Annotated in this window: 25 protein-coding genes; 15 read left to right on the top strand and 10 right to left on the bottom strand. The window is 69.1% G+C overall.

All coding sequences use genetic code 11. The features are described from left to right. The first annotated feature begins 2 nt into the window (after positions 1 to 2). The 3 genes from ubiA (at position 3) to AB7U46_RS09285 (ending at position 3,576) form a co-directional block, all read left to right on the top strand. Complete coding sequence (gene ubiA, locus AB7U46_RS09275; RefSeq protein WP_428336678.1) at positions 3 to 974, top strand: 4-hydroxybenzoate octaprenyltransferase; 972 nt, start codon at positions 3 to 5, stop codon at positions 972 to 974. 66 nt (positions 975 to 1,040) lie between these two features. Further along, positions 1,041 to 3,227 carry an OmpA family protein gene (locus AB7U46_RS09280; RefSeq protein WP_428336679.1) on the top strand — a complete coding sequence of 729 codons (2,187 nt, stop codon included), beginning with the start codon at positions 1,041 to 1,043 and terminating at the stop codon, positions 3,225 to 3,227. A 16-nt stretch (positions 3,228 to 3,243) separates the two neighbouring features. Then, positions 3,244 to 3,576, top strand: coding sequence for a hypothetical protein (locus AB7U46_RS09285; RefSeq protein WP_428336680.1), 333 nt, complete (start codon positions 3,244 to 3,246; stop codon positions 3,574 to 3,576). A 131-nt stretch (positions 3,577 to 3,707) separates the two neighbouring features. Here the strand turns inward: AB7U46_RS09285 and AB7U46_RS09290 are convergent, their stop codons facing one another. From AB7U46_RS09290 to AB7U46_RS09315, 6 genes are all read right to left on the bottom strand, one after another. Further along, the gene (locus AB7U46_RS09290) at positions 3,708 to 3,926 is read right to left on the bottom strand and encodes a formate dehydrogenase subunit delta (protein ID WP_428336681.1); all 219 of its coding nucleotides are present in this window, start codon (positions 3,924 to 3,926) and stop codon (positions 3,708 to 3,710) included. Next, positions 3,923 to 4,717 carry a formate dehydrogenase accessory sulfurtransferase FdhD gene (fdhD, locus tag AB7U46_RS09295; RefSeq protein ID WP_428336682.1) on the bottom strand — a complete coding sequence of 265 codons (795 nt, stop codon included), beginning with the start codon at positions 4,715 to 4,717 and terminating at the stop codon, positions 3,923 to 3,925. The genes AB7U46_RS09290 and fdhD overlap by 4 nt, the downstream gene beginning before the upstream one ends. Beyond that, entirely contained in the window at positions 4,714 to 7,590 is a 2,877-nt protein-coding gene (gene fdhF / locus AB7U46_RS09300) for a formate dehydrogenase subunit alpha (protein WP_428336683.1), read from the bottom strand. The genes fdhD and fdhF overlap by 4 nt, the downstream gene beginning before the upstream one ends. After that, complete coding sequence (locus tag AB7U46_RS09305) at positions 7,587 to 9,113, bottom strand: NADH-ubiquinone oxidoreductase-F iron-sulfur binding region domain-containing protein (RefSeq protein ID WP_428336684.1); 1,527 nt, start codon at positions 9,111 to 9,113, stop codon at positions 7,587 to 7,589. Before AB7U46_RS09305 ends, fdhF begins: the two co-directional genes overlap by 4 nt. After that, the gene (locus AB7U46_RS09310) at positions 9,110 to 9,562 is read right to left on the bottom strand and encodes a formate dehydrogenase subunit gamma (protein WP_428336685.1); all 453 of its coding nucleotides are present in this window, start codon (positions 9,560 to 9,562) and stop codon (positions 9,110 to 9,112) included. Before AB7U46_RS09310 ends, AB7U46_RS09305 begins: the two co-directional genes overlap by 4 nt. Before the next feature lie 96 nt (positions 9,563 to 9,658). Beyond that, entirely contained in the window at positions 9,659 to 10,528 is an 870-nt protein-coding gene (locus AB7U46_RS09315) for a LysR family transcriptional regulator (protein WP_428336686.1), read from the bottom strand. A 130-nt stretch (positions 10,529 to 10,658) separates the two neighbouring features. On the opposite strand from AB7U46_RS09315, the gene AB7U46_RS09320 reads away from it, so the two are divergent. The 9 genes from AB7U46_RS09320 to AB7U46_RS09360 all read left to right on the top strand — a co-directional run bounded on the left by AB7U46_RS09320 (position 10,659) and on the right by AB7U46_RS09360 (position 18,050). Further along, complete coding sequence (locus AB7U46_RS09320) at positions 10,659 to 11,501, top strand: S49 family peptidase (protein ID WP_428336687.1); 843 nt, start codon at positions 10,659 to 10,661, stop codon at positions 11,499 to 11,501. Position 11,502: 1 nt separating this feature from the next. Then, on the top strand, positions 11,503 to 11,676 hold the full coding sequence (locus AB7U46_RS09325; RefSeq protein WP_428336688.1) for a hypothetical protein: 174 nt from the start codon (positions 11,503 to 11,505) through the stop codon (positions 11,674 to 11,676). Continuing rightward, the gene (locus AB7U46_RS09330; RefSeq protein WP_428336689.1) at positions 11,677 to 12,633 is read left to right on the top strand and encodes a calcium/sodium antiporter; all 957 of its coding nucleotides are present in this window, start codon (positions 11,677 to 11,679) and stop codon (positions 12,631 to 12,633) included. A 1-nt stretch (position 12,634) separates the two neighbouring features. After that, positions 12,635 to 13,411 (top strand): SDR family oxidoreductase, encoded by a 777-nt coding sequence (locus AB7U46_RS09335; RefSeq protein ID WP_428336690.1) that lies wholly within the window; start codon positions 12,635 to 12,637, stop codon positions 13,409 to 13,411. Between the two features lie 296 nt (positions 13,412 to 13,707). Continuing rightward, positions 13,708 to 15,603, top strand: coding sequence for an excinuclease ABC subunit UvrC (gene uvrC, locus AB7U46_RS09340; RefSeq protein ID WP_428336691.1), 1,896 nt, complete (start codon positions 13,708 to 13,710; stop codon positions 15,601 to 15,603). 32 nt (positions 15,604 to 15,635) lie between these two features. After that, positions 15,636 to 16,697: a lysine-2,3-aminomutase-like protein gene (locus AB7U46_RS09345; RefSeq protein WP_428336692.1), complete on the top strand. Its 1,062-nt coding sequence runs from the start codon at positions 15,636 to 15,638 to the stop codon at positions 16,695 to 16,697. Between the two features lie 43 nt (positions 16,698 to 16,740). Further along, positions 16,741 to 17,370: a CDP-diacylglycerol--glycerol-3-phosphate 3-phosphatidyltransferase gene (gene pgsA, locus AB7U46_RS09350; RefSeq protein ID WP_428336693.1), complete on the top strand. Its 630-nt coding sequence runs from the start codon at positions 16,741 to 16,743 to the stop codon at positions 17,368 to 17,370. Next, positions 17,363 to 17,611, top strand: coding sequence for a molybdopterin converting factor subunit 1 (moaD, locus tag AB7U46_RS09355; protein ID WP_428336694.1), 249 nt, complete (start codon positions 17,363 to 17,365; stop codon positions 17,609 to 17,611). The genes pgsA and moaD overlap by 8 nt, the downstream gene beginning before the upstream one ends. A 1-nt stretch (position 17,612) precedes the next feature. Continuing rightward, positions 17,613 to 18,050 carry a molybdenum cofactor biosynthesis protein MoaE gene (locus AB7U46_RS09360; protein ID WP_428336695.1) on the top strand — a complete coding sequence of 146 codons (438 nt, stop codon included), beginning with the start codon at positions 17,613 to 17,615 and terminating at the stop codon, positions 18,048 to 18,050. An 86-nt stretch (positions 18,051 to 18,136) separates the two neighbouring features. Here AB7U46_RS09360 and AB7U46_RS09365 read toward each other — a convergent pair whose 3' ends face one another. Beyond that, complete coding sequence (locus AB7U46_RS09365; protein ID WP_428336696.1) at positions 18,137 to 19,183, bottom strand: NAD(P)/FAD-dependent oxidoreductase; 1,047 nt, start codon at positions 19,181 to 19,183, stop codon at positions 18,137 to 18,139. 52 nt (positions 19,184 to 19,235) lie between these two features. On the opposite strand from AB7U46_RS09365, the gene mnmD reads away from it, so the two are divergent. Together mnmD and AB7U46_RS09375 are read left to right on the top strand one after the other, a co-directional pair. After that, on the top strand, positions 19,236 to 19,901 hold the full coding sequence (mnmD, locus tag AB7U46_RS09370) for a tRNA (5-methylaminomethyl-2-thiouridine)(34)-methyltransferase MnmD (protein ID WP_428336697.1): 666 nt from the start codon (positions 19,236 to 19,238) through the stop codon (positions 19,899 to 19,901). After that, positions 19,898 to 20,791 (top strand): DMT family transporter, encoded by an 894-nt coding sequence (locus AB7U46_RS09375; RefSeq protein WP_428336698.1) that lies wholly within the window; start codon positions 19,898 to 19,900, stop codon positions 20,789 to 20,791. Before mnmD ends, AB7U46_RS09375 begins: the two co-directional genes overlap by 4 nt. On the opposite strand, the gene AB7U46_RS09380 is transcribed toward AB7U46_RS09375, so the two are convergent. Beyond that, positions 20,788 to 22,731, bottom strand: a complete 1,944-nt coding sequence (locus tag AB7U46_RS09380; protein ID WP_428336699.1) for a transglycosylase SLT domain-containing protein — start codon at positions 22,729 to 22,731, stop codon at positions 20,788 to 20,790. The genes AB7U46_RS09375 and AB7U46_RS09380 overlap by 4 nt on opposite strands. A 135-nt stretch (positions 22,732 to 22,866) precedes the next feature. Between AB7U46_RS09380 and dapA the strand changes: the two genes are divergently transcribed. Further along, positions 22,867 to 23,739: a 4-hydroxy-tetrahydrodipicolinate synthase gene (gene dapA / locus AB7U46_RS09385; RefSeq protein WP_428336700.1), complete on the top strand. Its 873-nt coding sequence runs from the start codon at positions 22,867 to 22,869 to the stop codon at positions 23,737 to 23,739. 154 nt (positions 23,740 to 23,893) lie between these two features. Here dapA and AB7U46_RS09390 read toward each other — a convergent pair whose 3' ends face one another. After that, the gene (locus AB7U46_RS09390; protein ID WP_428336701.1) at positions 23,894 to 25,273 is read right to left on the bottom strand and encodes a glutamine synthetase family protein; all 1,380 of its coding nucleotides are present in this window, start codon (positions 25,271 to 25,273) and stop codon (positions 23,894 to 23,896) included. 1 nt (position 25,274) lies between these two features. Then, positions 25,275 to 26,642: an aspartate aminotransferase family protein gene (locus tag AB7U46_RS09395; protein ID WP_428336702.1), complete on the bottom strand. Its 1,368-nt coding sequence runs from the start codon at positions 26,640 to 26,642 to the stop codon at positions 25,275 to 25,277. Positions 26,643 to 26,938: the final 296 nt, after the last annotated feature.

Here is a 26,938-nt window from a genome sequence, read left to right on the forward strand (position 1 = left end):
CTATGACCGGCAAAACCGAAACGCCAGAGCTTCACGGCAGTGCAGGTGTGGTCGCCGATGCGGTGGGCAACTGGGTCGACCGCTACGCCCCGCCGGCGACGCGGCCCTATCTGCGGCTCGCGCGCGCCGATCGCCCGATCGGGACATGGCTTTTGCTGATCCCCTGCTGGTGGAGCATCGCGCTCGCCGCCGCCGCCGATGCGCCGCGGTGGAGCGATCTGTGGCTCGCGCTCGCCTGCACGATCGGGTCGTTCCTGATGCGCGGCGCCGGCTGCACCTGGAACGACATCACCGACCGCGATTTCGACGGGGCGGTGGCGCGCACCCGCTCGCGGCCGATCCCCTCGGGGCAGGTCACGGTGAAACAGGCGCTCGGCTTTCTGCTGCTTCAGGTCGCGGTCTCGGCACTGATCCTGCTGACGTTCAATTGGGCCTCGATCCTGCTTGGCCTCGTCGCGCTGATCCCGGTCGCGATCTACCCTTTCGCCAAGCGCTTCACCTGGTGGCCGCAGCTTTTCCTCGGCATCGCCTTCAACTGGGGCGCGCTCCTGGGCTGGACCGCGCATACCGGGTCGCTCTCCGCCGCGCCGGTGTTCCTTTACCTCGCCGGGATGATCTGGACGCTTTTCTACGACACGATCTACGCCCATCAGGACAAGGAGGACGACGCGCTGATCGGGGTGAAATCGACCGCGCGCCTCTTTGCCGAGAACACCTCGAAATGGCTCAGCGGCTTTCTCGTCGCGGTGGTCGCGCTGATGACCGTCGCGGTGCTGATCGCGCTTTTGCCGCAGGGCAATCCGCTTGTGCTCATCCTCGGGCTCTGCGCGCCCTGGGCGATGGGCTGGCACATGCTCTGGATCCTGCGCCAACTGGCGATCGACGACACCGACACCTGTCTGCGGCTCTTCCGTGCCAGCCGCGATACCGGGCTGATCGCTGCGCTGTTTCTTGCCATTGCCGCAATCGTGTAATTGATCCGGGGGCTTGTGCCCCTTAAGACAAAGCCCAACCGAGAGCCGGGAGGAGGCAACGACCGCATGCGCATGCGCACCACGATCCTGACCACGCTGGCCTTCGCCCTCGCCCTCGTGCTCTCCGCCTTCATCGCCGGCGGCTCCGCCACGATCATCGAGAAACGCTCGCGCACGGCGGTGCGCATCGCAATGGAGACGGCAGGGCACAGCTGGGTGCAGGTGCAGGCGGACGGGCTTCAGGTGATCCTGCTCGGCACCGCGCCGTCGGAGGCCGAACGCTTCCGCGCCCTCACCCTCGCCGGCAGCATCGTCGACAATTCGCGCATCGTCGACAACACCGATGCGGAGACCGCGAAGGCGATCGCGCCGCCCTCCTTCTCGCTCGAAATGCTGCGCAACGACGAGGGGATCTCGCTGATCGGGCTGGTGCCGGCCGCGACCGACCGCAAGGCGCTGATCGAGGATCTGCGCGCGCTCGCCGGCGACGGCACCGTCACCGACATGCTGGAAAGCGCCGATTACCCGGTGCCGCCCGGCTGGCAGCTCGCCTTCGACTTCGGCATCGCCACGATCAAGACGCTGCCGCGCGCGAAGATCTCGATCGACCCGGGCCGCGTCGAGGTCGAGGCGATCACCGACAGCCCCGAGGAAAAGGCGCGGATCGAGACCTCGCTGGCGCGCCGCCGCCCGGTGGAACTGGCGCTCAAGGCGGAGATCTCGGCGCCGCGCCCGGTGATCACCCCCTTCACGCTGCGCTTCCTGATCGACGCGAACGGCGCGCGTTTCGACGCCTGTTCGGCCGATACCGAACGCGCGCGCAACCGCATCCTCGCCGCGGCGCGCGACGCCGGCGCGAAGGGCACGCAGGGCTGCACCATCGGCATGGGCACCCCCTCGCCGCAATGGTCCGATGCGGTGGTGATGGGGCTCAAGGCGCTGAAGGAGCTTGGTGCCGGCACGATCACCTTCTCGAACGCCGATATCGCGCTCGACGCCGCCGACACGGTGAGCCAGGCGAGCTTCGACAAGGTGGTGGGCGAGCTCGAATCGAACCTGCCCGAGGTATTCTCGCTCAAGGCGGAACTCGCGAAGAAGGTCGAGGATGCGAAGACCGCGCCGGAATTTTCCGCGTCCCTCGGCGAGAACGGCAAGGTAGAGCTGCGCGGCCGCGTCACCTCGGAACGGGGCCGCGAGGCGATGGAAAGCTTTGCGCGCGCGCAGTTCGGCGCCGGCCAGGTCTATGGCGCGACCCGCGTCGATGCGGACCTCCCGCAGGGCTGGCCGGTGCGCGTGCTCACCGCGCTCGAGGCCCTGCACGGCCTCGCGCAGGGCAAGGTCGTCGTCACCCCAGACCAGGTCACGCTGAGCGGCGTCACCGGCGATGCGCAGGGCTCCGACAAGGTCGCCCGGCTCTTTGCCCAGCGCCTCGGCGAGAGCGCGCGGATCAGCCTCGACGTGAAATACGACAAGCGCCTCGATCCGGTGCTCGGCCTGCCCGACGGGACGGAATGCGCGAGCCGGCTGAACGGCGTGCTCAGCGCGAACAAGATCACCTTCGAGCCCGGCTCGGCGAAGATCGCCGCGGAGGACGGCGCGCAGCTCGACGCGCTCGCCAAGGCGATGAAGCAGTGCCAGGATTTCCGCATGGAGGTCGCCGGCCACACCGACAGCCAGGGCAGCGAGGACGGCAATCAGGTGCTGAGCCAGTCCCGTGCGGAGGCGGTGCTGAGCGCGCTGCGCGAGCGCCGGATCCTGACCGAGAACCTCGTCGCGAAGGGCTATGGCGAGAGCCAGCCGATCGCCGACAACGGCACCGAGGAGGGGCGCGAGGCGAACCGGCGCATCGAATTCGTGCTGCTCGACGAAAAGCCGGTCAGCTCGAACGCGCCGCTGCCGCAGGCGAGCGCCGACGCGACGGCGAAAGACGACGAGGCGGAGCCCGACATGGCGGCGGCAATCGCGGCGGCGGAAAGCGGCGGCGACACCCCCGAGTTCACCGGCGATGCCGGGCCGATGGAAGACGCGACGGGCGAGCCGCTCGCCGGCATCGGCAACGAGGCGCCCGCAGGTGGCGAGGCGGCGGAGCCGGCTCCGGAGGCCGCCCCGGCCGATGCGGCGGCGCCAGCCAGTGACGAAGCCGCGCCGGAGGCGGTGGCGGCGCCCGATGGCTCGATCGAGATCCCCGTGGGCACCGGCGCCGAAAGCCCGGCCCGCCCGAAACCGCGCCCCGAGGGGCTTGGCCAGAACTGAGGACGGCAGGGACAGCATGAACAGAACCGAATTCGTCATCGCCACGGCGATCATCCTCTTCCTCGCCTTCTGCCTCGGCTGGTTCGCCTCCTGGCTGATCCACCGGCTGACGCGGGTGAGTCAGGCCGACATGGGCGAGCTCGAGCAGATGGCGCAGGCGCTGCACGAGGCGGAGGAAACCCGCGACCAGGCGATCGCCTATATCGAGGCGCGCGAGGCGGAGCTGCAAAACCAGCTCAACCAGACCGAGGCCGAGCTGCGCGCCGCGATGGACGGGCTGCGCGATGCGCGCCACGAGGCGGAAGAGCTGCGCAGCTACATCGAGCGGATGCAGAAACCCTCCGAATGAGAAAGGGGGCTTTCTGCCCCCTCTTTTCCTGCGGAAAATTCACCCCGGAGAGTATTTTGCCAAGGAGAATGGTTTCTTCTTGGCAAAATACTCCGGGGGAGTCTTCGGAACGAAGACGGGGGCAGCGCCCCCTAGCCGGCCGGGGCCGGGCGGATCTCGGGGCCGGCCTCGACCACCAGCGGATCGAGCCCCGCGCCCCCCGCGGCGATCTGCGCGAGCAGCCCCGCGCGCATCGGCGGCGACCAGTTGTCGTTGATATGCGCGGCCACGGCGAGCGCCCGGTCGCCTGGCTGCACCGAGAAGAAGGTCGCGATCTGATTCGCCATCTGGGCGAGCTTGTCACCGCTCATGCGGCATCCTCCCTGAGGGTCTCTCCGGTATAGTCGACGAAGCCGCCCGGGCCGCGCGCGATCAGGCGCAACCCGGCGACCTCAGCCTCGGCCACGGCCAGCGCGGTCGGCGCCGAGGCGGCGATCAGCGCGCCCACACCGATCATCGCCGATTTCTGCACGAGATCGACGGAAAGACGCGAGGTCATCACCACCGCCCCCGCCCCCGCGTCGATCCCCTGCCGCGCGAGCGCGCCGGCAAGCTTGTCGAGCGCATTGTGCCGCCCGACATCCTCGCGCAGCGCGACAAGCCCCTGCGCCGGATGCCAGAAGGCCGCGGCATGGGCCGAGCGCACCGCATCCTGCAGCACCTGCGCCGCGCGCAGCGCATCGAGCGCCATCGCCGGCGCATCCGGCCCGAGCGCAAGCCGCCCCGCACGCCGCGCGGGCAGCGGGCGCAGCGCCTGTTCGAGGCTGTCGATGCCGCACAGCCCGCAGCCGACCGGCCCCGCCATCGCACGCCGCCGCGCGGCAAAGCGCGCGCCGGGCGCCGCGGCAAGCCAGCCGCGCGCCTCGATCCCGCGGGGCTGACGGACGATTTCGCTGCGCAGCAATTCGGCGGGAGTGTCGATCATTCCCTCGGTCAGCGCGAAGCCGATCAGAAAGTCTTCGAGGTCAAGCGGCGAAGCCATCATCACCGCCTGAGTCACCCCGTCATAGACGAGGGCGACGGGCACCTCCTCGGCCAAGGCCACCATGCCGCCACCCGGCAAAGGCTGCGCCACGGCGCCGGGTGGCAGCACCCGTTTCATTCGGCGGCCTCGATCCGGCGCGCGGCGGCGGCCTGGGCCGAGTAATCCTCCTGCCAGTCCGACGGCCCGTTCGAGGGCGCGACCTGCACCGCGGTCACCTTGTATTCGGGGCAGTTCGTCGCCCAGTCCGAATTGTCGGTGGTGACCACGTTCGCCTGTGTGTCGGGGTGGTGGAAGGTGGTGTAGACGACGCCGGGGCTGACCCGCTCGGTCACCGTCGCGCGCAGCGTGGTTTCCCCCGCGCGCGAGGCGAGGCGCACCCAGTCGCCCTCCTTGATGCCGCGGTTCTCGGCATCGACCGGATGGATCTCGAGCCGGTCCTCGCCATGCCAGACGACGTTCGCCGTGCGCCGCGTCTGCGCGCCGACGTTGTACTGGCTCAGGATCCGCCCGGTGGTGAGCAGGAGCGGGAAGCGCGGGCCGGTGCGCTCTTCCGTCGGCACGTAAGCCGTGCGGATGAACCGCCCCTTGCCGCGCACGAAGCCCTCGACATGCATGATCGGCGAGCCCTCGGGCGCCGCGTCGTTGCAGGGCCACTGCACCGAGCCGCGGGCGTCGAGCATCTCGTAGGTGACATTGGCGAAGCCCGGCGTCGTCGCCGCGATCTCGGCCATGATCTCACGCGGATGGGTGTAACGCCACTCCGCCCCCATCGCATTCGCCAGAAGCTGCGTCACCTCCCAGTCGGCATAGCCGGCCTTCGGCGCCATCACCCGGCGCACCATGTTGATGCGGCGCTCGGCATTGGTGAAGGTGCCGTCCTTTTCGAGGAAGGTGGAGCCGGGCAGGAAGACATGGGCGTAATTCGCGGTCTCGTTCAAAAAGAGATCGTGGACGATCACGCAGTCCATCGCGGCGAGGCCTGCCGAGACATGGCGGGTGTCCGGGTCGGATTGCAGGATATCCTCGCCCTGAACATAGAGACCCTTGAACGCGCCCGCGACCGCGGCATCGAGCATGTTGGGGATCCGCAGCCCCGGTTCCGGGTCGAGGGTGACGCCCCAGACGCGCTCGAAGATCGCGCGCGCGGCGGGGTCGGAGACATGGCGATAGCCCGGCAGCTCATGCGGGAAACTGCCCATGTCGCACGACCCCTGCACGTTGTTCTGGCCGCGCAGCGGGTTCACGCCGACACCGCGGCGCCCGATATTGCCGGTCATCATCGCGAGGTTGGCGATCGCGATCACCGTGGTCGAACCCTGCGAATGTTCCGTCACGCCCAGCCCGTAATAGATCGCGGCATTGGGCGCGGCGGCATAGGCGCGGGCGGCGGCGCGAATGGTTTGTGCCGGCACGCCGGTAAGCGCCTCGACCGCCTCGGGCGCATAGTCGGGGGCCGAGACGAATTCGGCGTAATCCGCCCATTCGTCGCCGTCGCAGCGCTCGGCGATGAAGGTGGTGTCGTAAAGCTTCTCGGTCACGATCACATGCGCCATCGCGGTGAGCACGGCGACATTGGTGCCGGGGCGCAGCGCGAGATGCCAGTTCGGCCCGATATGCGGGGTCTCGAGCAGGTCGATCCGCCGCGGGTCGAGCACGATCAGCCCCGCCCCCTGCCGCAGCCGCTTGCGCAGCCGGCTGGCAAAGACCGGATGGCCGTCGGTCGGGTTCGCCCCGATGACGAGCGCGAGATCGGTGTCATCGACCGAGTCGAAATCCTGCGTGCCGGCCGAGGTGCCGAAGGTCTGCTTCAGGCCATAGCCGGTGGGCGAATGGCAGACGCGGGCGCAGGTGTCGGTGTTGTTGGTGCCAAAGACCGCGCGGGCGAGTTTCTGCACCAGATAGGTTTCCTCGTTGGTGCAGCGCGAGGAGGTGATGACGCCGATCGAATCCTTGCCGTGCGCCGCCTGGATCGCGCGCAGGCGGGTGGCGGTGAAGCCCAGCGCCTCCTCCCAGCTCACTTCGCGCCAGGGATCGGTGATCTTCTCGCGGATCATCGGTTTCAGGATCCGGTCCTGATGCTGGGCATAGCCCCAGGCGAAGCGGCCCTTGACGCAGCTGTGGCCGTGGTTCGCGGCGCCCCCTTTCCAGGGCACCATGCGCACCAGCTCGTCGCCGCGCAGATGCGCCTCGAAGGAACAGCCCACGCCGCAATAGGCGCAGGTGGTGACGACCTTGCGCTCGGGCGTGCCCTTTTCCTCGACGGTCTTTTCCACCAGCGTCGCGGTCGGGCAGGCCTGCACGCAGGCGCCGCAGCTCACGCAGTCGGAGGCGAGGAAATTCTCGGCGGCCGGCGAGATCCGGGCCTCGAAGCCGCGGCCGTCGACGGTGAGCGCGAAGGTGCCCTGCACCTCCTCGCAGGCCCGCACGCAGCGCATGCAGACGATACATTTCGCCGGATCATAGCTGAAATAGGGGTTCGAGACGTCCTTGACGATGTAGCGCGGGTTCGCCTCGCCATTCTGGCGCACCTCGAAATGGTTTTCGCCCGTCTCGTAGCGCACGTCGCGCAGACCGACGGCGCCCGCCATGTCCTGCAGCTCGCAATCGCCATTCGCCGCGCAGGTGAGGCAGTCGAGCGGGTGGTCGGAGATGTAAAGCTCCATCACCCCCTTGCGCAGCCGCTGCACGAGCGGGGTCTGAGTTTTCACCTTCATCCCCTCGGCGACGAGCGTGGTGCAGGACGCCGGCGTGCCACGCATCCCCTCGATCTCGACGAGGCAGAGCCGGCAGGAGCCGAGCGCCTCGAGGCTGTCGGTCGCGCAAAGCTTCGGCACGGCGATCCCAGCCTCGGCCGCGGCGCGCATCACCGAGGTGCCGGCGGGCACGGTGACCGCGATACCGTCGATCGTCAGGCTGACCGGCGCACCATGGCGCGCGGGCGTGCCCATGTCGCGATGCCAGTCTTGCGGCGGGATGATGAGATCCTTCATTCGGCGGCCTCCCGGACGGGGATGAATTCTTCGGGGAAATGGCGGATCGCGGAGAGCACCGGATAGGGGGTGAAGCCGCCAAGCGCGCAGAGCGAGCCGAGTTTCATCGTCTCGCAGAGATCTTCGATCAGCGGCAGCGCCGAGGCATCGCCCGCGATCAGCCGGTCGAGCGTTTCCATCCCGCGTTGCGCGCCGATGCGGCAGGGCGTGCAGGTGCCGCAGCTCTCGATCGCGCAGAACTCCATGGCGAAGCGCGCGAGCGCCGCCATGTCGGCGCCCTCGTCATGCACCACCATGCCGGCGTGACCGACAAGGCCACCCTGATCGGAAAAACACTCGTAGCAGAATTCGAGCCCGAAATCGGAGGTTGGGTGATAGGCGCCCAGGGGCCCGCCCACCTGCACCGCCTTCACCGGGCGGCCCGAAGCGGTGCCGCCGGCGACCTCGTTGACGATCTCGCCGAGCGTGATGCCAAAGCCGGTCTCGAAGAGCCCGCCATATTTCACATTGCCCGCGATCTGCAGCGGGATCGTGCCGCGCGACCGGCCGACGCCAATCGCCTCATAGGCCGCGCCGCCATGCGCCATGATCCAGGGCACCGCGGCAAGCGAGAGCACGTTGTTCACCACCGTCGGCTGACCGAAAAGCCCCTGCAGCGCCGGCAGCGGCGGCTTCGCCCGCACCACGCCGCGCTTGCCCTCGAGCGAGTTCAGCATCGAGGTTTCCTCGCCGCAGACATAGGCGCCCGCGCCCACCCGCAGCTCGAGCTGGAAGGGCGCGCCGGTGCCGAGCAGGCGCTCGCCGATGATCCCCGCCTCGGTCGCGCTTGCGATCGCCGCGGCAAGGATCCGCGTCGCATCGGGATATTCCGAGCGCATGTAGACATAGCCGCGCGTCGCGCCGACGGCATGGGCGGCGATCGCCATGCCCTCGATCAGGGTGAAGGGGTCGCCCTCGATCAGCATGCGATCGGCGAAGGAGCCGCTGTCGCCCTCATCCGCGTTGCAGACGATGTATTTCTGCGCCGCCTTCGCGCCCAGCACCGTGCGCCATTTCAGCCCGGTCGGGAAGCCGGCGCCACCGCGGCCGCGCAGGCCGGAGGCGAGGATCTCCTCGACGACCTCGGCGGGCGGTTTGGCGATCGCCGCGCGCAGCCCGGCCCAGCCGCCCTCTGCCGCGTATTCACTCAGGCTCAGCGGGTCGATCCGGCCGCAGCGGGCAAAGGTCAGCCGCGTCTGGCGTTTGAAGAAGGGGATCTCCTCGGTGAGGCCGAGCGCCTTCGGGTGGCTGTCGGGCGCGTCGAAAAGCGCGGGCACATCGGCGGGCGTCATCGGGCCAAAGCCGATGCGGCCTTCGGGCGTCTCGATCTCGACCAGCGGTTCGAGCCAGACCATGCCGCGGGTGCCGTTACGGACAAGCTCGACCGCGATGCCGCGCAGCGCGGCGGCGGAAACCACCGCGGCGGCGACGGCATCGGCGCCACAGGCGCGGGCGGCGGCATCGGCGGGAACGAAGACCTTCATGCGCGCACCTCCGCGGCGATCGCCGCGACGGCCTCGGCATCGAGCCGCCCGACGAGCCGGTCATCGACCATCGCCGCCGGCGCACAGGCGCAAAGCCCAAGGCAATAGACCGCCTCAAGCGTCACGCCGTTCTTCGTCTCACCCATCTTCTGGCCGAGCGCCGCCTCGAGCCGCCCTTGCAGCGCGACCCCGCCCATCGACTGGCAGGCCTCGGCGCGGCAGAGCTTGATCACATGCCGCCCGGCCGGGGCCTTGCGGAAATCGTGGTAGAAGGAGATCACGCCGGCGACCTCGGCCCGCGTCAGCTTCAGCGCCTCGGCGATCGGCGCCTTCGCCTCCTCGGGGATGAAGCCGAATTCGTGCTGCACGTCGTGCAGGATCGGAAGCAGCGCCCCCGCCTGCCCCGCATGGGCGTGCAAGATCTCGGCGAGACGTTCCGTCCCGGTCATGGCTCGGCTCCCTCTGGCTCCCTGGCTGGGACCGACCTAGCGGAAGGCGATAGACAAATCAACGCAAACGCACCGTTGAGCGATAGGATGCATCTATCACTCCGCGATCCGCCGCGCCTCCTCGATCAGCGCGCGCAGGCTCGGCGTATGCGTGGTGCGATGACCAAGCAGCAGCCCCACGGCATGCTCCGCCTCAGGCTCCACCAGCGGGCGCGCGACGCAGCCGGGCGGCAGCGCGAACCCCTCGCAAAGCGCCTCGGCGAGGATCGCGGCCCAGTCGCCCGTCGCGACATGGCTGAGCAGCGCAAGCGTCGAATTCGACTCGACCCGCGGCGCGACGGCCACCCCGGCATCGGCCAGATGCAGGTCGATCAGCCGGCGGTTCTGCATCTCGGGCGTGAGCAGGCAAAGCGGGCGCGCCGCCGCCTCCCCCCAGCCAAGCGGCGCCGCCTCCGTGCCCCGCTCCACCAGCCGATAGCGCTCGGTCCAGAGCAGATGCGCCTCGAGCCGCGCCGCCTCCGCCCCTTCGAGATAGGAGATCCCGGCGTCGAGATCCTGCGCCGCGATGCCGTCGCGGATCTCGGAGGAGGAGCGCGACAGAATGGTGATCCGCGCCGCCCGGTTGCGCGCAAGAAACGGCGCGGTGAGCCGCGCGACGCGCGGCAGCGCGGTCGGGATCACGCCAAGGCGCAGATGGCCGGCGACGCCGTGGCGCGCCTGGCGCATCTCGTCCTGCATCGCGCGCGCCTCGCCGACGATGCGCCGGGCATGGTCGAGCACGCGCTGCCCCTCGGGCGTGAGCCCCTGATAGCGCGCGCCGCGCAGCACCAGCTGCACGCCGAGGCTTTCCTCGAGCGAGCGGATCGCCGAGGAAAGCGTCGGCTGCGTCACGCCATAGGCCGCCGCGGCACGGCCGAAGTGCCCCTCGCGCGCGAGCACCATGAACATCTCGAGCTTGTCGATCATCGCCCCTCCGATCGGGCGCAGGCTAGCCGCCCCCGCCCCGCCACGCCAGAGCCGAAAACCGTGGCGTCACGGGCGGAAAAGCCGCCCCCGCAGCTTGTCGCCGCAGGGCGCAGCGCCTAAATCGGAGGGCATGGATTTCTCGCGCCTCCTCCCCGCCCGCCTTCGTCGCCGCCGCGCCCCGCGCGTCGCCGTGATCCGGCTTCAGGGCGCGATCGGCGCGGTGCGGCCGGGCGCGCAGGGGCTTTCGGATGCCGCGCTCGAACCGGTGATCGAGCGCGCCTTTCGCAAGAGCCGGCCCGTGGCCGTGGCGCTGATCGTCAATTCGCCCGGCGGCTCACCGGTGCAAAGCTCGCTGATCGCGGCGCGGATCCGGCGGCTGGCGGACGAAACGCAAGTGCCGGTGCATGCCTTCGTCGAGGATGTCGCGGCCTCGGGCGGCTATTGGCTCGCCTGTGCGGCGGATGACATCTGGGCCGATGCGACCTCGGTCGTGGGCTCGATCGGGGTGATTTCCGCGGGCTTCGGGCTGAGCGAGCTGATCGCGAAACACGGGGTCGAGCGGCGGGTGCATACCGCGGGCGGCTCGAAAAGCTTTCTCGACCCGTTCCGCCCGGAAAAGCCCGAGGACATCGCGCGGCTGACCGGCCTGCTCGAGGAGATGCACCGCGTGTTCAAGGCCTGGGTGACCGAGCGGCGTGGCGGGCGGCTTGCCACCGACGCCGATCTTTTCACCGGCGAGATCTGGACCGGCGCGCTCGCGCTGCGCAGCGGGCTGATCGACGGCATCGCCCATCCGGTGCCGAAGCTGAAGGAGCTTTACGGCGAGAAGGTGCGCCTGATCCCCTATGGCCAGCGCCGTTCGCTCCTGCGCCGCTTCGGCGCCGAGGCGGGCGCGGCGCTTGGCGCGGAAACCGCGGGGGCGCTTGCGCAAGCGGTCGAGGAGCGCGCGCTTTGGGCGCGTTACGGGCTCTGACATGCTGATCAAGGGGATGACGCTCTTTCTGGTGGCGATGGCGGTGCTGGCAATCTTCGGCAAGCTGCGCCTGCCGCATGCCCGCAAGACGCCCCGCGCCGGGGCCACCTGCCCCGCCTGTGGCAGACCGAAGATCGGCCCGGGGCCCTGCCCCTGCGGCAAGAAGGGGGCATAGGTGCTCGTCGATATCGTGAAGGTTCTGGCCGGTCTCGGCCTTCTGGTGGTGGCCGGCGACTGGCTGGTGAAGGGCGCGGTGAACCTCGCGCTCAGGCTTGGCATTCCGGCGCTGGTCGTGGGGTTGACCGTCGTCGCCTTCGGCACTTCGGCGCCCGAAATGATGGTCTCCGTCGCCGCCGTGCTCGACCACAAGCCGGCGATCGCGCTGGGCAATGTGATCGGCTCGAACACCGCCAACATCCTGCTTGTCCTCGGTCTGCCCGCGCTGATCTCGGCGATCCGCACCGACGAGCATGACCTGCGCGAAAGCTGGATGATGATGATCGGGGCGAGCCTGCTCTTCATCCTGCTCGCCTTCCTCGGCCCGATCCGCTGGCCGCAAGCACTGATCCTGCTTGCCGCGCTGGCGCTCATTCTCGGCCGGCAGATCGGCCAGGCGATGGCGCATCGCCGGGGCCGCGCCGAGGAAGAGGAAGAGCTCGAGGGCGCCGATGCGGGCATGGGCGGCGCGAAGATCGCGCTTTTCCTCGTGCTGGGCCTGATCGGCCTGCCGCTCGGCGCCGATTTCCTCGTCGACGGGGCGAGCGGCATCGCCCGCGCCGCAGGCATCCCCGAAGCGGTGATCGGCCTCACCCTCGTCGCGATCGGCACCTCGCTGCCCGAGCTCGCCACCTCGATCACCGCGGCGCGCAAGGGGCAGGCCGATGTCGCGCTCGGCAATGTCATCGGCTCGAACATCTTCAACCTGCTCGCGATCCTCGGCGTCGCCGGGCTTTTCGGCCCGCTGCCGGTGCCCGAGGGGATGAAACATCTCGACCTCTGGGTGATGCTCGGCGCGAGCCTGCTGATCGCGCCCTTCCTGTTCCGCCGCCGGCCTTTCACCAAAGTCACGGGCATCGGTTTCACCGCGCTTTACGCGATCTATGTCGTGGCGCTGATGGCGGCGGGGGGCTGAGATGGCGCGCGCACTGATCACCGGCGGGGCAAAGCGGCTCGGGCGCGCGATGGCGCTGCATCTGGCCGCGCGCGGGCATGACGTCGCGATCCATTACCACGGCTCGCAGACCGAGGCGGAGGCGACGCTGGCCGATCTGCGCGCGCTGGGCGTGCGGGCCGAGGCGCTCGCGGCCGACCTGCTTGACGAGGCGGCGACCGAGGCGCTGGTGCCGCGCGCGGCCGAGGCGCTCGGCGGGCCGCTCGATGTGCTGATCAACAATGCCTCGATCTTCGAATATGACACGATCGCCAGCGCCACGCGGCACAGCTGGGACCGGCATTTCGGATCGAACCTGCGCGCGCCCTTCCTGCTGACCCAGGCCTTCGCCGCGCAGGCGCCCAAGGCCGACCGTTCGGGCCGCGAGCCGCGGGCGCAGGCGATGATCGTCAACATGGTCGATCAGCGGGTGCTGAAACCGACGCCCGAATTCATGACCTATTCGCTGGCGAAGGCGGCGCTCTGGTCCTTCACCCGCACCGCGGCGCAGGCGCTGGCCCCCGATATCCGGGTGAACGCGATCGGCCCGGGGCCGACGCTGCAGGGCGCGCGGCAGTCGGAAAGCCACTTCACCCGGCAGCGCGCGGCGACGATCTTGCAGCGCGGCGCCGACCCCGATGACATCTGCGCCGCGCTGGGATATCTGCTCGACGCCAAGGCCGTCACCGGGCAGCTGATCTGCGTCGACGGCGGGCAGCATCTGGGCTGGAAAACCCCCGACGTTCTGGGTCCGGAATAGGCCTGCGGAGTGGACCTTGCGGCAACTTGTCCACTTCCCGGGGCCGCGTAATAAAAGCGTTACGAATCTCCTAATATTTTCAGTCACTTGCCTCACGTCTGAAATTTTTCCCTTTTATTTCAATGCACTAAAAAACTGCCTAATTTTCAGGCACCCCTATGAAAGAGGCCAGAAACAAGGGAAATTCCGCCCAGAGCAAAACTTTCCAACAGAGTTATCCCCAGAAACCGTGGACAGCTTTCCTCTTGCCCCCAAGCCCGCGACATTGCAGCCAGAGACAGAATCACGACAGTCCGATGACCGAGCCAGAAACCGTTCCCGATAACGCCGCAGCGCCGCAAAAACCGCGGCTGATCGGGCATGAGCTGATCGCGGATTACGTCAGCCGCCTCGACGGTTCGCCCGGCGTCTACCGGATGCTGAACGACCGGCAGGAGGTGCTTTACGTCGGAAAGGCGCGCAACCTGAAGGCCCGCGTCTCGAATTACGCGCGCCCCTCGGGCCATTCGGCGCGGATCGCGCGGATGATCTCGGAAACGCGCTACATGATGTTTCTGACGACGCGCACCGAGACCGAGGCGCTGCTGCTCGAACAGAACCTGATCAAGCAGCTCAAGCCGCGCTACAACGTGCTTTTGCGCGACGACAAGAGCTTCCCCTATATCGTCATCGACAAGTCGACCGACTTCCCGATGATCCGCAAGCACCGCGGCGCGCGCACGGTGAAAGGCGCCTATTTCGGCCCCTTCGCCTCCGCCGCGGCGGTGAACCGCACGCTCAACCACCTCGAACGGGTGTTCCAGCTGCGCAACTGCTCCGACGCGATGTTCGCCTCGCGCACGCGGCCCTGCCTGCAATTCCAGATCAAGCGCTGCTCCGGCCCCTGCGTGGCCAAGATCGCGATGGAGGACTATGGCCGCACCGTCGCCGATGCCGAGCGTTTCCTCGAGGGCAAGACGACGGCGATCCAGCAGGATCTGGCGGGCGAGATGCAGGCGGCCTCCGACGCGCTCGAATTCGAGCGCGCGGCGGCGCTGCGCGACCGGATCGCGGCGCTGACCACGGTGCAGCAGAGCCAGGGCATCAACCCGCGCGGCGTGGGCGAGGCCGACGTGATCGCGGTGCATATGGAGGGCGGGCAGGCCTGCGTGCAGGTCTTCTTCATCCGCGCGCATCAGAGCTGGGGCAATCACGATTTCTACCCCAAGACCGGTTCCGGCGCGGAGGAGGCGGAGATCCTCGAGGCCTTCCTCGGCCAGTTCTACGACACGAAGGAGGCGCCGCGGCTGATCCTGCTCTCGCATGCGATCGAGGATCCCGACCTGATGGAGGAGGCGCTGGCGGGCAAGGCCGGCCACCGGGTGGAAATCGCGGTGCCGAAGCGCGGCGAGAAGGCGGAGCTTGTCGAGAACGCGCTGCGCAACGCGCGCGAGAGCCTGGGCCGGCGGATGTCGGAAAGTGCCGCGCAGGCGCGGCTGCTCAAGGGGCTGGCCGAGGCTTTCGGCCTGCCGAAGCCCCCCGAGCGGATCGAGGTCTACGACAACTCGCATATCCAGGGCACCAATGCCGTGGGCGGCATGATCTGCGCGGGGCCCGAGGGCTTCATGAAAAGCCAGTATCGCAAGTGGAACATCAAGGGCGACGACCTCACCCCCGGCGACGATTTCGGCATGATGAAGGAGGTGATGACCCGCCGCTTCACCCGCCTTTTGAAGGAAGACCCCGAGCGCAAGACCGACGCCTGGCCCGACCTTCTGCTGATCGACGGCGGCGCCGGGCAGGTCTCGGCGGTGCATGAAATCATGGCGGAGATGGGGGTCACCGACATCCCGATGGTCGGCGTCGCCAAGGGCATCGACCGCGACCTCGGCAAGGAGGAATTCCACCGCATCGGCGCGCGCCCGATGGCCCTGCCGCGGCAGGATCCCGTGCTTTACTACATCCAGCGGCTGCGCGACGAGGCCCACCGCTGGGCGATCGGCGCGCATCGGGCGAAACGCGCGAAGGCCGCGATGGCGAACCCGCTCGACGAGATCCCGGGCATCGGCGCCACCCGCAAGCGCGCGCTGCTGACCCATTTCGGTTCGGCCAAGGCGGTGAGCCGTGCGGGCCAGACCGATCTGATGGAAGTGCCCGGCATTTCCGCCGCGATGGCCGAGACGATCTGGAACTTCTTCAACGAGCGGGGTTGACGGACTGCGCCCCCCGGCGTAGCCGCCCCGCCATGAACGACGCCTCGCCCCGCCGCCCTCGCGCGCTGACGCAGCCCGAAGACCTTCTCGCCGAAGGTCTGGTGCAGCCTGCCGAGATGGCGGCTCTCGCGCGGGTGGCCGAGGATTTCCGCATCCGCCTGACGCCCGCGATGCGCGCCGCGATCGCGCGCCCGGGCGATGCGGTGGCCGCGCAATTCGTGCCCACGGCGGCGGAGCTGGTGACGCTGCCCGAGGAACTCTTCGACCCGATCGGCGACGCCGCCCATTCCCCCGTGCCCGGCGTGACGCATCGCTACCCCGACCGGGTGATCCTGCACATCACCAAGACCTGCGATGTCTATTGCCGTTTCTGCTTCCGCCGCGAAACGGTGGGCGAGACCGGCCCGCTGCCCGAACCCGACCTCGCGCAAGCGCTGGGTTACATCGCCGCGACGCCCGCGATCCGCGAGGTGATCCTGACCGGGGGCGACCCGCTCACCCTCTCGCAGCGCCGGCTCGAAGAGGTTCTGGCGCGGCTGAGCGCGATCCCCCATGTCACCACGCTGCGGTTCCACTCGCGCGTGCCCGTCGTCGCGCCGGAGCGCATCACCCCCGAGCTCGTCGCGCTTCTGCGCGCCCAGCGCCCCGCTGTCTGGGTCGTCGTCCACACGAACCACGCGCAGGAGCTGACCGAGCCGGCCCGCACCGCGCTCGCCCGCCTTGCCGACGGCGGCGTGCCGCTCTTGTCGCAATCGGTTCTGCTGCGTGGGGTGAACGACAGCCATGCCGCGCTGATCGCGCTGTTCCGCGCGCTGCAGGACAATCGCGTCAAACCCTATTACCTGCACCATTGCGACCTCGCCCGCGGCACCTCGCAGTTCCGCACCACGATCGCCGAGGGCCGCGCGCTGATGGCCGGGCTGCGCGGGCATCTGAGCGGTGCGGCGATCCCGACCTATGTCCTCGACATCCCCGGCGGCTTCGGCAAGGTGCCGGTCAGCGCCGATCACTTCGCCCCCGGCGCGGCACCGGGGACGTGGCGCGTGACCGACTGGCAGGGCCGCGTTCACGACTATGTCGATCCGTCGCGGTGACTCCCCCCTTTCCCTCGCGTCGCGCCCCCGCTAGGGTCGCGCCATGAAATGGACCCTGCCCAATACGCTCACGGTGCTTCGCCTGCTCGCCGCCCCCGGCGTGGCGGTGATGTTCCTCTATTTCCGGCGCCCCTGGGCGGACTGGTTCGCGCTGACGCTCTTCATCTCGGCGGCGATCACCGATTACTTCGACGGCTACCTCGCCCGCGCCTGGAAACAGGAAAGCAAGTTCGGCGCGATGCTCGACCCGATCGCCGACAAGGCGATGGTGGTGATCGCGCTCGTCGTACTCACCGGCTATTCCGGCATGAACCCCTGGCTCATCCTGCCCGCGACCGTGATCCTCTTCCGCGAGGTCTTCGTCTCTGGCCTGCGCGAGTTCATGGGCGCGGACAAGGGCAAGCTGAAGGTCACCAGGCTCGCGAAATGGAAGACCACGGCGCAGATGGTGGCGATCGCGACGCTGTTCCTCGGCACCGGTCTCGATTTCCTCGAAAAGGGGCGCGCGCCGCGCGCGGGCGAGGGCGATCTGCCCACCGGCCTCACCCCCGCCGACATGGCGAACCATGTGGGCCTCGCGCTGATCTGGATCGCCGCGATCCTCACCGCGATCACCGGCTGGGATTATTTCCGCAAGTCGCTGCCCTATCTGCGCGATCACCACGATGCCTGAGGTCGTCTATTTCGCCTGGGTGCGCGAGCGCATCGGTGTGCCGCGCGAGCGGGTCGAGACCTCGGCCGCGACGGTGGCGGAGCTGGTGGCGGAGCTTGCTGCGCGCGAGCCGCGCTATGCCGCGGCCTTCGCCGATATCTCGGCGCTGCGCGTCGCGCTCGATCAGGAGCTTGCCGATTTCGACGCGCCGCTCGCCGGCGTGCGCGAGGTCGCCTTCTTCCCGCCGATGACGGGGGGCTGAGATGCGGATCTCGGTGCAGGAGGGCGACTTCGACCCGGGCGCCGAAATCGCGGATTTCGGCGCGGGGGCGACGGTAGGCGCGGTTGTCACCTTCACCGGCATCGTGCGCGACGACACCGGCACGCTGCAGGCGCTCGAACTCGAGCATTACCCGGCGATGACCGAAGGCGCGATCGCGAAGATCGCGGCCGAGGCCGTGGCGCGCTGGGATCTCGCCGATTGTCTCGTGATCCACCGCTACGGGCGGCTTGCCGTCGGCGATCGCATCATGATGGTCGCGACCGCGTCGCGGCATCGGGCCGCGGCCTTCGCGGCGGCGGAATTCCTGATGGACTACCTGAAATCCCGCGCGCCCTTCTGGAAGAAGGAAATCGGAGCGCAGGGCGAGGCCTGGGTCGCGGCGAAGGACGCCGACGAGGACGCGCTGAAGCGCTGGTAGGGGCGCTGCCCCTCTTGGCCGTGCCGGCCAATTCACCCCGAGGTATTTTCGGCAAGATGAAACCGCTTCGGGGAAGTCTTGCCGAGTCAGAGATTGTCTTCGACGCGGAACCCCTCGGGGATCGCATCGCGCCCCTCGAGGATCAGATCCGCCATCACCGCCGCCACTTTCGGCGCCATGCCGAAGCCGATCTTGAAGCCGCCATTCGCGATGAAATGCCCGGGCCGGTCGGGCCAGGCGCCCAGCATCGGCGCACGGCTTTTCGCGCGCGGGCGCAGCCCGGCCCAGCGGTCGATCACCTCGGCCCCCGCCAGCGCCGGCACAATCGTCCGCGCCTTCGTGATCAGCGCCTCGAGCTGGGCGTCGGTCGTCTCGGGCGCCGCGAAATCGCGCTCCGAGGTCGAGCCGATCGCGACCGTGCCGTCGGCATGGGGCACGATATGCAGGCTCTCGGCATAGATCTGCGGCACCGCCCCCGCGTCGTGACGCAAAAGCGCGGATTGCCCCTTCACCGGCCCGCCGATGGTCTTGCCAAGCACTGCCGAAAGCGTGGCGAGCCCCGCCGACCCGGTCGCGTGCAAGACCAGGCCGATCTCCTCGCCCTCACCGATCACGATCTCACCGCCAAGCGCCTCGATCGCCGCCGCAAGCGCCGCCCCTGCCGCCCGCGGCGCCGCCCGCGCGGTGAGCGTGTCGTGGATCACGAGGCCTGTTGGCGAGGCCGGCGCGAAGGCGCCGAACGCTGCCACCGGCGCCACGCGCCAGACCGCGGCATCGCCCCAGTGTTGCACCGCCTCCGCCGCGCGCTCCTCGGCCCGCGCCACCGCGACGGCATCGGCAAGCGGCTGGATCCGGCCAAGCCGCGCATAGCCCGCATCGCGCCCACCAGTCTCGCGCACCGCGGCCCAGAACGCTTCCGCCATCATGAGGCTTTCGAACTGGAACTGCTTCTTCGGGTTCCAGTTCTCCGGCACATGCGGGGCGAGCGCGCCGACGGTGCCGCCCGAGGATCCGGCGCCGATCCGCCGCGCCTCGATCAGCCGCACGCGCGCGCCGCGCCGGGCGAGTTCGAAGGCGCAGGCGAGGCCAAAGACACCGCCGCCGCGCACCGTCACCCGCTCGCCCCTTGCCATTGCCCGCCCCTTTCGCCACTCTCCGCGCCGCTGTCCCATGGACCTACCTCCGATGACCTCCCCTGACCAGAGCCGCGCCGAACTGAGCTGGCGCGACGGATCGACCCCGGTGTCGACGCGCTTCGACGATCCCTATTTCAGCCTCGCGGGGGGGCTTGCGGAAACGCGTCACGTCTTCCTGGCGGGCAACGACCTGCCCGCGCGGTTCCGCCCCGGCTTCCAGATCGCCGAGCTCGGCTTCGGCACCGGGCTGAACCTGATCGCGACGGCGCTTGCGACCGATCTGCCGATCCGCTTCATCTCCTTCGAGGCCTTCCCGATGTCGGCCACTGAGATCGCCCGCGCGCTCACCGCCTTCCCCGAGGCGGAGGCCGCGGCCGGCCCCTTCCTCGCGGCCTGGGCGCAGGGTGAAACGCGGTTCATGCTGCGCAGCATTTCGGTCGAGGTGATCCTCGGCGATGTGCGCGAGACGTTGCCGGCGTGGAGCAGCCAGGCCGACGCCTGGTATCTCGACGGGTTCTCGCCCGCGAAGAACCCCGAGATGTGGGGCGCGGATCTGATGGCCGAGGTCGGGCGTCACACCGCGCCGGGCGGCTCCTTCGCCACCTATACCGCCGCGGGCTTCGTGCGCCGGGGCCTCGCCGAGGCGGGCTTTGCCGTCAGCCGCGCGCCGGGATACGCCGGCAAGCGCCACATGAGCCGCGGAGTGCGCGCATGACCGATCAGAACCCCCGCCTCGGCATCGCGATGATGGTCGCGGTGACCTTCATCTTCGCCGCGCAGGATGGCATCTCGCGCCATCTCGCCGGGGCTTACAACGTCTATTTCGTGGTGATGGTGCGCTACTGGGCCTTTGCGCTTTTCGTGCTCGGCATGGCGGCGCGCAGCCCCGGCGGCCTTCGCCGCGCGATCCGTTCGCGCCACCCCTGGCTGCAGGCGGGGCGCGGCATTCTCCTCGTGCTCGAGATCTATGTCGCGATCATCGCCTTCGTGAAGCTCGGCCTCGTCGAGAGCCATTCGGTCTTCATCTCCTACCCGCTCATCGTCGCGGCGCTCTCCGGCCCGGTGCTTGGCGAAAAGGTCGGCTGGCGGCGCTGGACGGCGATCGGCATCGGCTTCGTCGGCGTGCTGATCATCCTGCAGCCGGGTTCCGGCGTGTTCCGGCCCGAGGCGCTTTACCCGCTCGCCGGCGCGGTGATGTTCGCGATCTACGCGCTTGCGACGCGCTGGGTCGCGCGCGACGACACGAGCGAGGTGTCCTTCTTCTGGACCGGCATCGCCGGGGCGATCACCGCCACGCTGGGGGGGATCTGGTTCTGGCAATCGATGAGCGCGGGCGACTGGGGCTGGATGGGGCTTTTGTGCCTCACCGCGATCGCCGGGCACTGGCTGATGATCAAGGCCTATGAGATCGCCGAGGCCTCGGCGCTGCAACCGATCGCCTATCTGCAGCTCGTCTTCGGCGCGATCTTCGGCATCACCATCTTCGGCGACGTGCTGCGCCCGAACGTGGCACTGGGCGCGGCGATCACCGTGGGCGCCGGGCTCTTCACGATCTGGCGCGCGCGCCGGCAGATGCTCGCCGAACGCGCCCGGCGAAAGGCCTAGCGCCGCCCGCGCAGCTCGGTGGTGAAATTCACCGGCCCGGCATCGGGGCGGCCAAGCCGCGCGCGATAGACCGGCAGGCTTTCGGCGACGCGCATGACGTAGTTGCGCGTCTCGGTGAAGGGGATCATCTCGACCCAGTCGACGATGTCGACAGTCGGCACCCGCGGATCGCCCACCTCCGCCATCCAGCGCCGCGGCCGCCCCGGCCCGGCGTTGTAGCCCGAGGCGATCAGCACCGGCGAGGCGCCGAATTCGTCGCGCAGCTGCGCGAGATAGGCGCTGCCGAGGCGAATGTTGTAGGTCGGATCTGTGGTGAGGCGGGCAAGCTGATACTCCTCGCCGATCTTCGGCGCCATCAGCTTGGCGGTGCCCGGCATCAGCTGCATCAGCCCGCGCGCGCCGACCGGGCTGATGACCTTGTGGTCGAATTCGCTCTCGCGCCGGGCGATGGCGAGGGCAAGCTCCTCCGGCACGCCAAGGTCATGCGTCGTCAGGTTCGGGAAGGGGTAATAGGCGCTCACCAGCACCTCGCCAGCCGTCGCCGCGCGCTTCGCCAGCGTCAGCGCGAGATGCGGGTTGTCCCATTCCTCGGCAAGCTTCGCGAGCGGCGCGATCGCCGAATTGGGCAGGCTTTCCTCGAGGTGCAGCACGAACCGTTCCGCCAGATCCGTGGCCCCCGCCGCCTGCAATTCCTGCGCGGCGAGAAAGACGGAGTTGGTGGTAAAGCCCTGCCCGCGCCAGTCGGGCAGCACCTCGGGCGCGATGAAGACCGGGTCGAGCGGCAGCCCCGCGCGCTCGGCGCACAAGAGCCCGTAATAGGCGGTCTGATAGCGCGCGCCATCGCTGAAGGCGGCCTTCGCCGCGCCGGTCTTGCCGGTCACCTCCAGCGCGCGGCCACGCCAGTAATCGGCGCGCGAGGCGGAGATCGGGCTTTGCACCGCGGCCCGCAGCGCGTCGAAATGCTTCAGCGCGGTGGGCGCATCGCCAAGCTTCAGCGCGGCATAGCCCGCAAGCCATTCGAGATCGGCCCAGTCGCCGCCCCCCACTTCGAGCCGGTGCCGCGCGGCCAGCTTGTAGGCGGTGCGCGCATCGCCCTTGCGCAGGTAGAACCGCGCGAGCTGCCCGCGCAGCGTCGACCAGAGCGCGGGATCGCCGAGGCTTTCGGCGTCCTTCGAGCGTTCGAGCACGATCTCGACCGCGCCATCCTCGAGATCGTTGCGCCAGCGCCAGATCGCGCGGTCACGCGCGAGGCCGGAGGAGCCCTGCATCCGCTCCGGCACCGCCTTGAGCAGATCGTCCACCCCCTGCGCCCGCGACTGCAGCGCGATCCGCGCCGCGGCCACCGCGCGCGTGCCCGAGGTGACGAGCGGCAGCATCGCCCGCGCCTGGTCAAGCTTGCCCGCGTCGAGCAGCGCCTGCATCCGCCCGCCATGCGCCGGCGCGACGAGATCGCCATAGGCCGCCAGGAAATCCGCCTGCTCGTCGGCGGTGAAATCGAGGTGACGCCAGGCGGTCTCGGCCACCCGCTCCGCCACCGGCTTGCGCCCCATCGCAAGCTCCGCCGCGATCAGCGCCTGCGCCCCCGCGGGCGTCTGCGGCGGCTGATCGGCGAAATAGGCCAGCACCTGTTCCGGCGCGAGACCGTCAAGCGTCGCCTCGCCCTTGCGGCGCAAGAGATCCATCCCCGGCCAGTCGGCGCGGCGCGTCGCGAAATCGGCGTAATCGGCGAACGCCCCCTTGCCCGCGCGCAGCCGCTGCCATTCGATCACGTCGAAGGCGATCGGCCCGGCCTGCCGCCCCTCGGCCTCGGCGGTGTCCCAGTCCTGCGCGGCGGCAGCGTCGAGCGCGGCAGCGAGCGCCGCTGCGTCCTCGGCATCGACCGGGGCAGAAAGGCTCAGGGCGGCGACCGCGAAGGCCGCTTTCAGGAAGGATCGGATCATCGTGCTGCTCGTTGTTTCGGGCAGGGTGCACGCAAGCTTGTGAGGGTGCAATTCACAAGTTGGCAAGCGCGCGGCCCTCGCCTATGGTCCGCGCGATTTCAACCGGGCGAATCCGCCCAATCTCAGGAGCGTGTCATGTTCAAAGGGTCCTTCCCCGCACTGGTCACGCCGTTCAAGAACGGCGAAGTCGACTGGGACACGCTCAAGAAACTCGTGGAATGGCATATCGCCGAGGGCTCGAACGGCATCGTTCCGGTGGGCACCACCGGCGAAAGCCCGACGCTGAGCCACGAGGAGCACAACGAGGTTGTGAAGGTGGTGGTGGAAACCGCCGCCGGGCGCGTGCCGGTGATCGCCGGTGCCGGCTCGAATGCGACCGCCGAGGGGGTCGAGCTGATCCGCCACGCGCAGGCGAACGGCGCCGATGCGGCGCTGGTCGTCACGCCCTATTACAACAAGCCGACGCAGCGCGGCATGGTCGCGCATTTCACCGCGCTGCATGACGCCTGTGATCTGCCGATCATCATCTACAACATCCCTGGCCGTTCGGTCGTGGACATGTCGCCCGACACGATGGGGCAACTGGCGAAGCTGCCGCGCATCATCGGCGTGAAGGACGCGACCGGCGATCTGAGCCGCGTCGCGAAGCAGCGCATGACCTGCGGCGCCGAGTTCATCCAGCTTTCGGGCGAGGATGCGACCGCGGTCGGCTTCAACGCGATGGGCGGCGTGGGCTGCATCTCGGTCACCGCGAACGTGGCGCCGAAGCTTTGCGCCGAGATGCAGGCGGCGACGCTGGCCGGCGACTATGCCAAGGCGCTCGAGTATCAGGATCTGCTGATGCCGCTGCATATCGCGATCTTCCTCGAGCCGGGCGTCGCCGGCGCGAAATACGCGATGTCGAAGCTGGGCCTGTGCTCGGCAGAGGTGCGGCTGCCGCTGACCGAGCTCACCGACGCCACCAAGGCGGCAATCGACGCGGCGATGACGCACGCCGGGCTGATCTGAGGTCCGCCAAAATCGGTTACCGGGTCGGGGGGCGCTGCCCCCCGCCTTCGTTTCACGAAGCCTCCCCCCGAGGTATTTTTGGCAAGATGAAATCCATATCTTTCATCTTGCTCCAAATACCTCAGGGGGCCCGGGGGAGGATCCCCCGGCCTTTTCAAACGTTGTGCAGGTAAAGCGCGTAATCCACATCGGCGATCCAGCGCGCGACGCGGCCATGCTCCGCCGCCTTGATCGCGGTGAAGGTGCGGTGCATGTCTGCGCCCAGCGCCTGTTTCAGGAATTCCGACGCGGTCGCCCGTTCGATCGCCTCGCGCCAGTCGCGCGGCATCGGCAGGTCGTCGCTGCCCTCATAGCCGTTGCCGGTGGTCTCCGGACCCGGGTCGATGCGGTTTTTCAGCCCGAGCCGGATGCCGGCGAGCACCGTCGCCGCGACGAGATAGGGGCTCGCGTCGACGCCCGAGGGGCGATGCTCGATCCGGCGTGCCTTGACCTCGCCCGCGGGGATGCGCAGCGCGACGGAACGGTTGTTGACGCCCCAGGAGGGCGACACCGGCGCATAGCTTTGCCCGACGAAACGGCGCCAGGAATTCGCATGCGGCGCGAAGACCAGCATCGACTCGCCCATCGTCTGGCGCAGCCCGCCGATCGCGTGGCGGATCGTATCAGTCCATTCGCCTTCGACCGCCTCGGCGAAGACGTTGCGCCCGGCCTTGTCCTGCAGCGAGACGTGAAAATGCATGCCGGAGCCCGCGTATTTCTCCACCGGCTTCGCCATGAAACAGGCGACCACGCCGTGCCGGCGCGCCTGCATCCGCACGATGCGCTTGAGCCGCACGAGGTCGTCGGCCGCCTGCATCACATCGGTGCGGTAATCGAGCGTCAGCTCGTATTGCCCCGGCGCATATTCGGAAATCACCGTCTCCGCGCGGATCCCCATCGCCTCGGCGGCGCGGTAGATGTCGGAAAAGAGCGGCTGCATCCCGTGCAGATGGTCGACCGAATAGACCTCGGTCCAGTCGGAGCGCCGGCCATCGAGCACCGCCGCCGCCGGGCGAATGCCCTGCGCGGTATCGGGATCGAGCAGGAAGAATTCAAGCTCGAAGGCGCCGGCGGGGAACAGCCCCTCCGCCGCCATGGCGTCGACCTGACGGCGCAGCGCATGGCGCGGGTCGGAGGTCATCTCCGCCCCGTCGAGGTGATACATCGACATCAGGAGTTCGCCGCGCGGGGGCGTGGTGCCGTGCAGCGGCTTCAGCGTGCCGGGGATCGGCCAGGCGCGCATGTCGCCGTCGCCCTGATCCCAGATCAGCCCGGTCTCATGCACATCCTCGCCGACGATGTCGAGGCCGAGGATCGAGATCGGCAGGTGTCGGCCGTTTTTATAGAGGCCCATCAGCTCGTGGCGGCGGATGATCTTGCCGCGCCCGATGCCGTTCGCATCGGAAAGCACGATGTCGAAGGCCTCGATCTCGGGATGGGCTTCGAGGAAAAGCTCGGCTTCGCGGAGGGTGGAGCCGGAGGGGGAATCGGTCATTTCAGGTCTCGAACAAATGCCCCGTGACCTCGGCGAAGGCGGCGATGAGCCGGTCGATCTGCGCCTTCGTGGTGACGGGGGAAATCAGCATCATGTTGTGGAAAGGGGCGATCAGGCAGCCGCGGTTCAAGAGCCCCTGATGGATCGCCGCCTCGAGCGCGGGGGCATGGGCGGCCTCGGCCTGGGTGCCGGTCATCAGCGGCCCGGGGGCGCAGATGAATTCGACCCGGGCGCCGACGCGCGCGACGTGCCAGGGCGCGCCCAGCCGCGCGATCGCCTTGCTGAGGCCCGCGGCAAGCCGCGCGGCGCCCGCCTCCATCCGGGCGTAGGTCTCGGGCGTCATCACCTGCGAGAGGTTGGCGACGAGCGCCGCGAATTGCATCGGATTGGCGGAAAGCGTCGTGCCCATGCCGGAGTGACCGGCGGGGCGCGTCGCATCATAGGCGGCAAAGCGGGCGGCGATATCCTCGCTCAGCCCCCAGACCGCCGTCGGCACGCCCCCCGCCACGCATTTTCCGGTGACGAAGATGTCGGGCTGCAGCCCATGCACGCGCGTATAGCCGCCATACCCCGAGGAAATCGTATGCGTCTCGTCGATGATCAGAAGCGCACCGTGGCGCGTCGCCAGATCGCGCAGACCGGCGTGGAAGCCGGGCGCGGGCAGCACCATGCAGGAATTGGTCATCACCGGCTCGGTCAGGATCGCCGCCACGTCACCCGCCGCCAGCGCCGCCTCGACCGAGGCGAGATCGTTGAACTCGGCCGCCACCGCGACCTGCGTCAGGTCTTCGACCTGCCCGACGAGACCGGGGCGCGCCTCGGTCCGGCCGTCCTTCAGGCGCACCATCGTGTCGTCGACCGTGCCGTGATAGCAGCCGTTGAAGACGAGCACCTTGCGCCGCCCGGTCACCGCACGCGCGACGCGCAGGGCAAAGCGGTTGGCGTCGGTCGCGGTGGTCGCGATCTGCCAGCGCATCGGGCCGAAGACCTCGCAAAGCAGCCGCCCGGCCTCGAGCGCGGCTTCGGTCGGCAGCATGTAGGTCAGCCCCTGCCCCGCCTGCGCGCGGATCGCGCGGGCGACCGGGGCGGGCGAATGGCCGAACATCGAGCCGGTGTCGCCCAGACAGAAATCGTCGATCCGATGGCCGTCGAGATCCTCGATCACCGCGCCCTTCGCACGGGCGACGAGCATCGGGAAGGGCTGCGGCCAGTCGCGCATCCAGTGCATCGGCACGCCGTCGAGAAAGGCCGCGGCACCGGCCTCGAGCGCGGCCCGCGTGCGGGGCCGGGCGCGCGCATAGGCCTCCGCCTCGCGCGCGGCAAAACCGGCGATCCGCGCCGCCGACACGCCTGCGATGATCTCTTCCATGCGCACCTCCCGCTGCCCCCAATGACCACGCCGGACCGCGCGCCGTCAACGCCCCGCGATCGCCCGTTCCGGCAAGCGATCGGCCAAAAGAAACGGCCCGGAGCCTGCGCTCCGGGCCGTTTCGGAAAGGCGTTGCCTCAGTGGGCGCGGGCCACCACGTCGAAGAGATGGGCGTTCAGCAGCAGATGCGCCCCGATCGAGGCGAAATAGCCCAGCGCGATCGCCCAGGTCCATTTCAGATGCGTGGTGAAAGTATAGACGCCGCGCGCCTGCCCCATCAGCGCCACGCCCGCCGC

It is taken from the genome of Paenirhodobacter sp., from assembly GCF_050177655.1.
Lineage (GTDB): Bacteria > Pseudomonadota > Alphaproteobacteria > Rhodobacterales > Rhodobacteraceae > Rhodobacter.

Coding starts and splice junctions, on each gene's coding strand:
- fdhD (WP_428336682.1), bottom strand. CDS start 4,717: ATGAAACGGGTGCTGCCACCCGGCGCCGTGGCGCAGCCTTTGCCGGGT.
- AB7U46_RS09320 (WP_428336687.1), top strand. CDS start 10,659: ATGGATTTCTCGCGCCTCCTCCCCGCCCGCCTTCGTCGCCGCCGCGCC.
- moaD (WP_428336694.1), top strand. CDS start 17,363: ATGCCTGAGGTCGTCTATTTCGCCTGGGTGCGCGAGCGCATCGGTGTG.
- AB7U46_RS09285 (WP_428336680.1), top strand. CDS start 3,244: ATGAACAGAACCGAATTCGTCATCGCCACGGCGATCATCCTCTTCCTC.
- AB7U46_RS09335 (WP_428336690.1), top strand. CDS start 12,635: ATGGCGCGCGCACTGATCACCGGCGGGGCAAAGCGGCTCGGGCGCGCG.
- AB7U46_RS09375 (WP_428336698.1), top strand. CDS start 19,898: ATGACCGATCAGAACCCCCGCCTCGGCATCGCGATGATGGTCGCGGTG.
- uvrC (WP_428336691.1), top strand. CDS start 13,708: ATGACCGAGCCAGAAACCGTTCCCGATAACGCCGCAGCGCCGCAAAAA.
- AB7U46_RS09395 (WP_428336702.1), bottom strand. CDS start 26,642: ATGGAAGAGATCATCGCAGGCGTGTCGGCGGCGCGGATCGCCGGTTTT.
- AB7U46_RS09305 (WP_428336684.1), bottom strand. CDS start 9,113: ATGAAGGTCTTCGTTCCCGCCGATGCCGCCGCCCGCGCCTGTGGCGCC.
- AB7U46_RS09315 (WP_428336686.1), bottom strand. CDS start 10,528: ATGATCGACAAGCTCGAGATGTTCATGGTGCTCGCGCGCGAGGGGCAC.
- AB7U46_RS09365 (WP_428336696.1), bottom strand. CDS start 19,183: ATGGCAAGGGGCGAGCGGGTGACGGTGCGCGGCGGCGGTGTCTTTGGC.
- fdhF (WP_428336683.1), bottom strand. CDS start 7,590: ATGAAGGATCTCATCATCCCGCCGCAAGACTGGCATCGCGACATGGGC.
- ubiA (WP_428336678.1), top strand. CDS start 3: ATGACCGGCAAAACCGAAACGCCAGAGCTTCACGGCAGTGCAGGTGTG.
- mnmD (WP_428336697.1), top strand. CDS start 19,236: ATGACCTCCCCTGACCAGAGCCGCGCCGAACTGAGCTGGCGCGACGGA.
- AB7U46_RS09360 (WP_428336695.1), top strand. CDS start 17,613: ATGCGGATCTCGGTGCAGGAGGGCGACTTCGACCCGGGCGCCGAAATC.
- AB7U46_RS09280 (WP_428336679.1), top strand. CDS start 1,041: ATGCGCATGCGCACCACGATCCTGACCACGCTGGCCTTCGCCCTCGCC.
- AB7U46_RS09345 (WP_428336692.1), top strand. CDS start 15,636: ATGAACGACGCCTCGCCCCGCCGCCCTCGCGCGCTGACGCAGCCCGAA.
- AB7U46_RS09310 (WP_428336685.1), bottom strand. CDS start 9,562: ATGACCGGGACGGAACGTCTCGCCGAGATCTTGCACGCCCATGCGGGG.
- pgsA (WP_428336693.1), top strand. CDS start 16,741: ATGAAATGGACCCTGCCCAATACGCTCACGGTGCTTCGCCTGCTCGCC.
- AB7U46_RS09380 (WP_428336699.1), bottom strand. CDS start 22,731: ATGATCCGATCCTTCCTGAAAGCGGCCTTCGCGGTCGCCGCCCTGAGC.
- dapA (WP_428336700.1), top strand. CDS start 22,867: ATGTTCAAAGGGTCCTTCCCCGCACTGGTCACGCCGTTCAAGAACGGC.
- AB7U46_RS09290 (WP_428336681.1), bottom strand. CDS start 3,926: ATGAGCGGTGACAAGCTCGCCCAGATGGCGAATCAGATCGCGACCTTC.
- AB7U46_RS09390 (WP_428336701.1), bottom strand. CDS start 25,273: ATGACCGATTCCCCCTCCGGCTCCACCCTCCGCGAAGCCGAGCTTTTC.
- AB7U46_RS09325 (WP_428336688.1), top strand. CDS start 11,503: ATGCTGATCAAGGGGATGACGCTCTTTCTGGTGGCGATGGCGGTGCTG.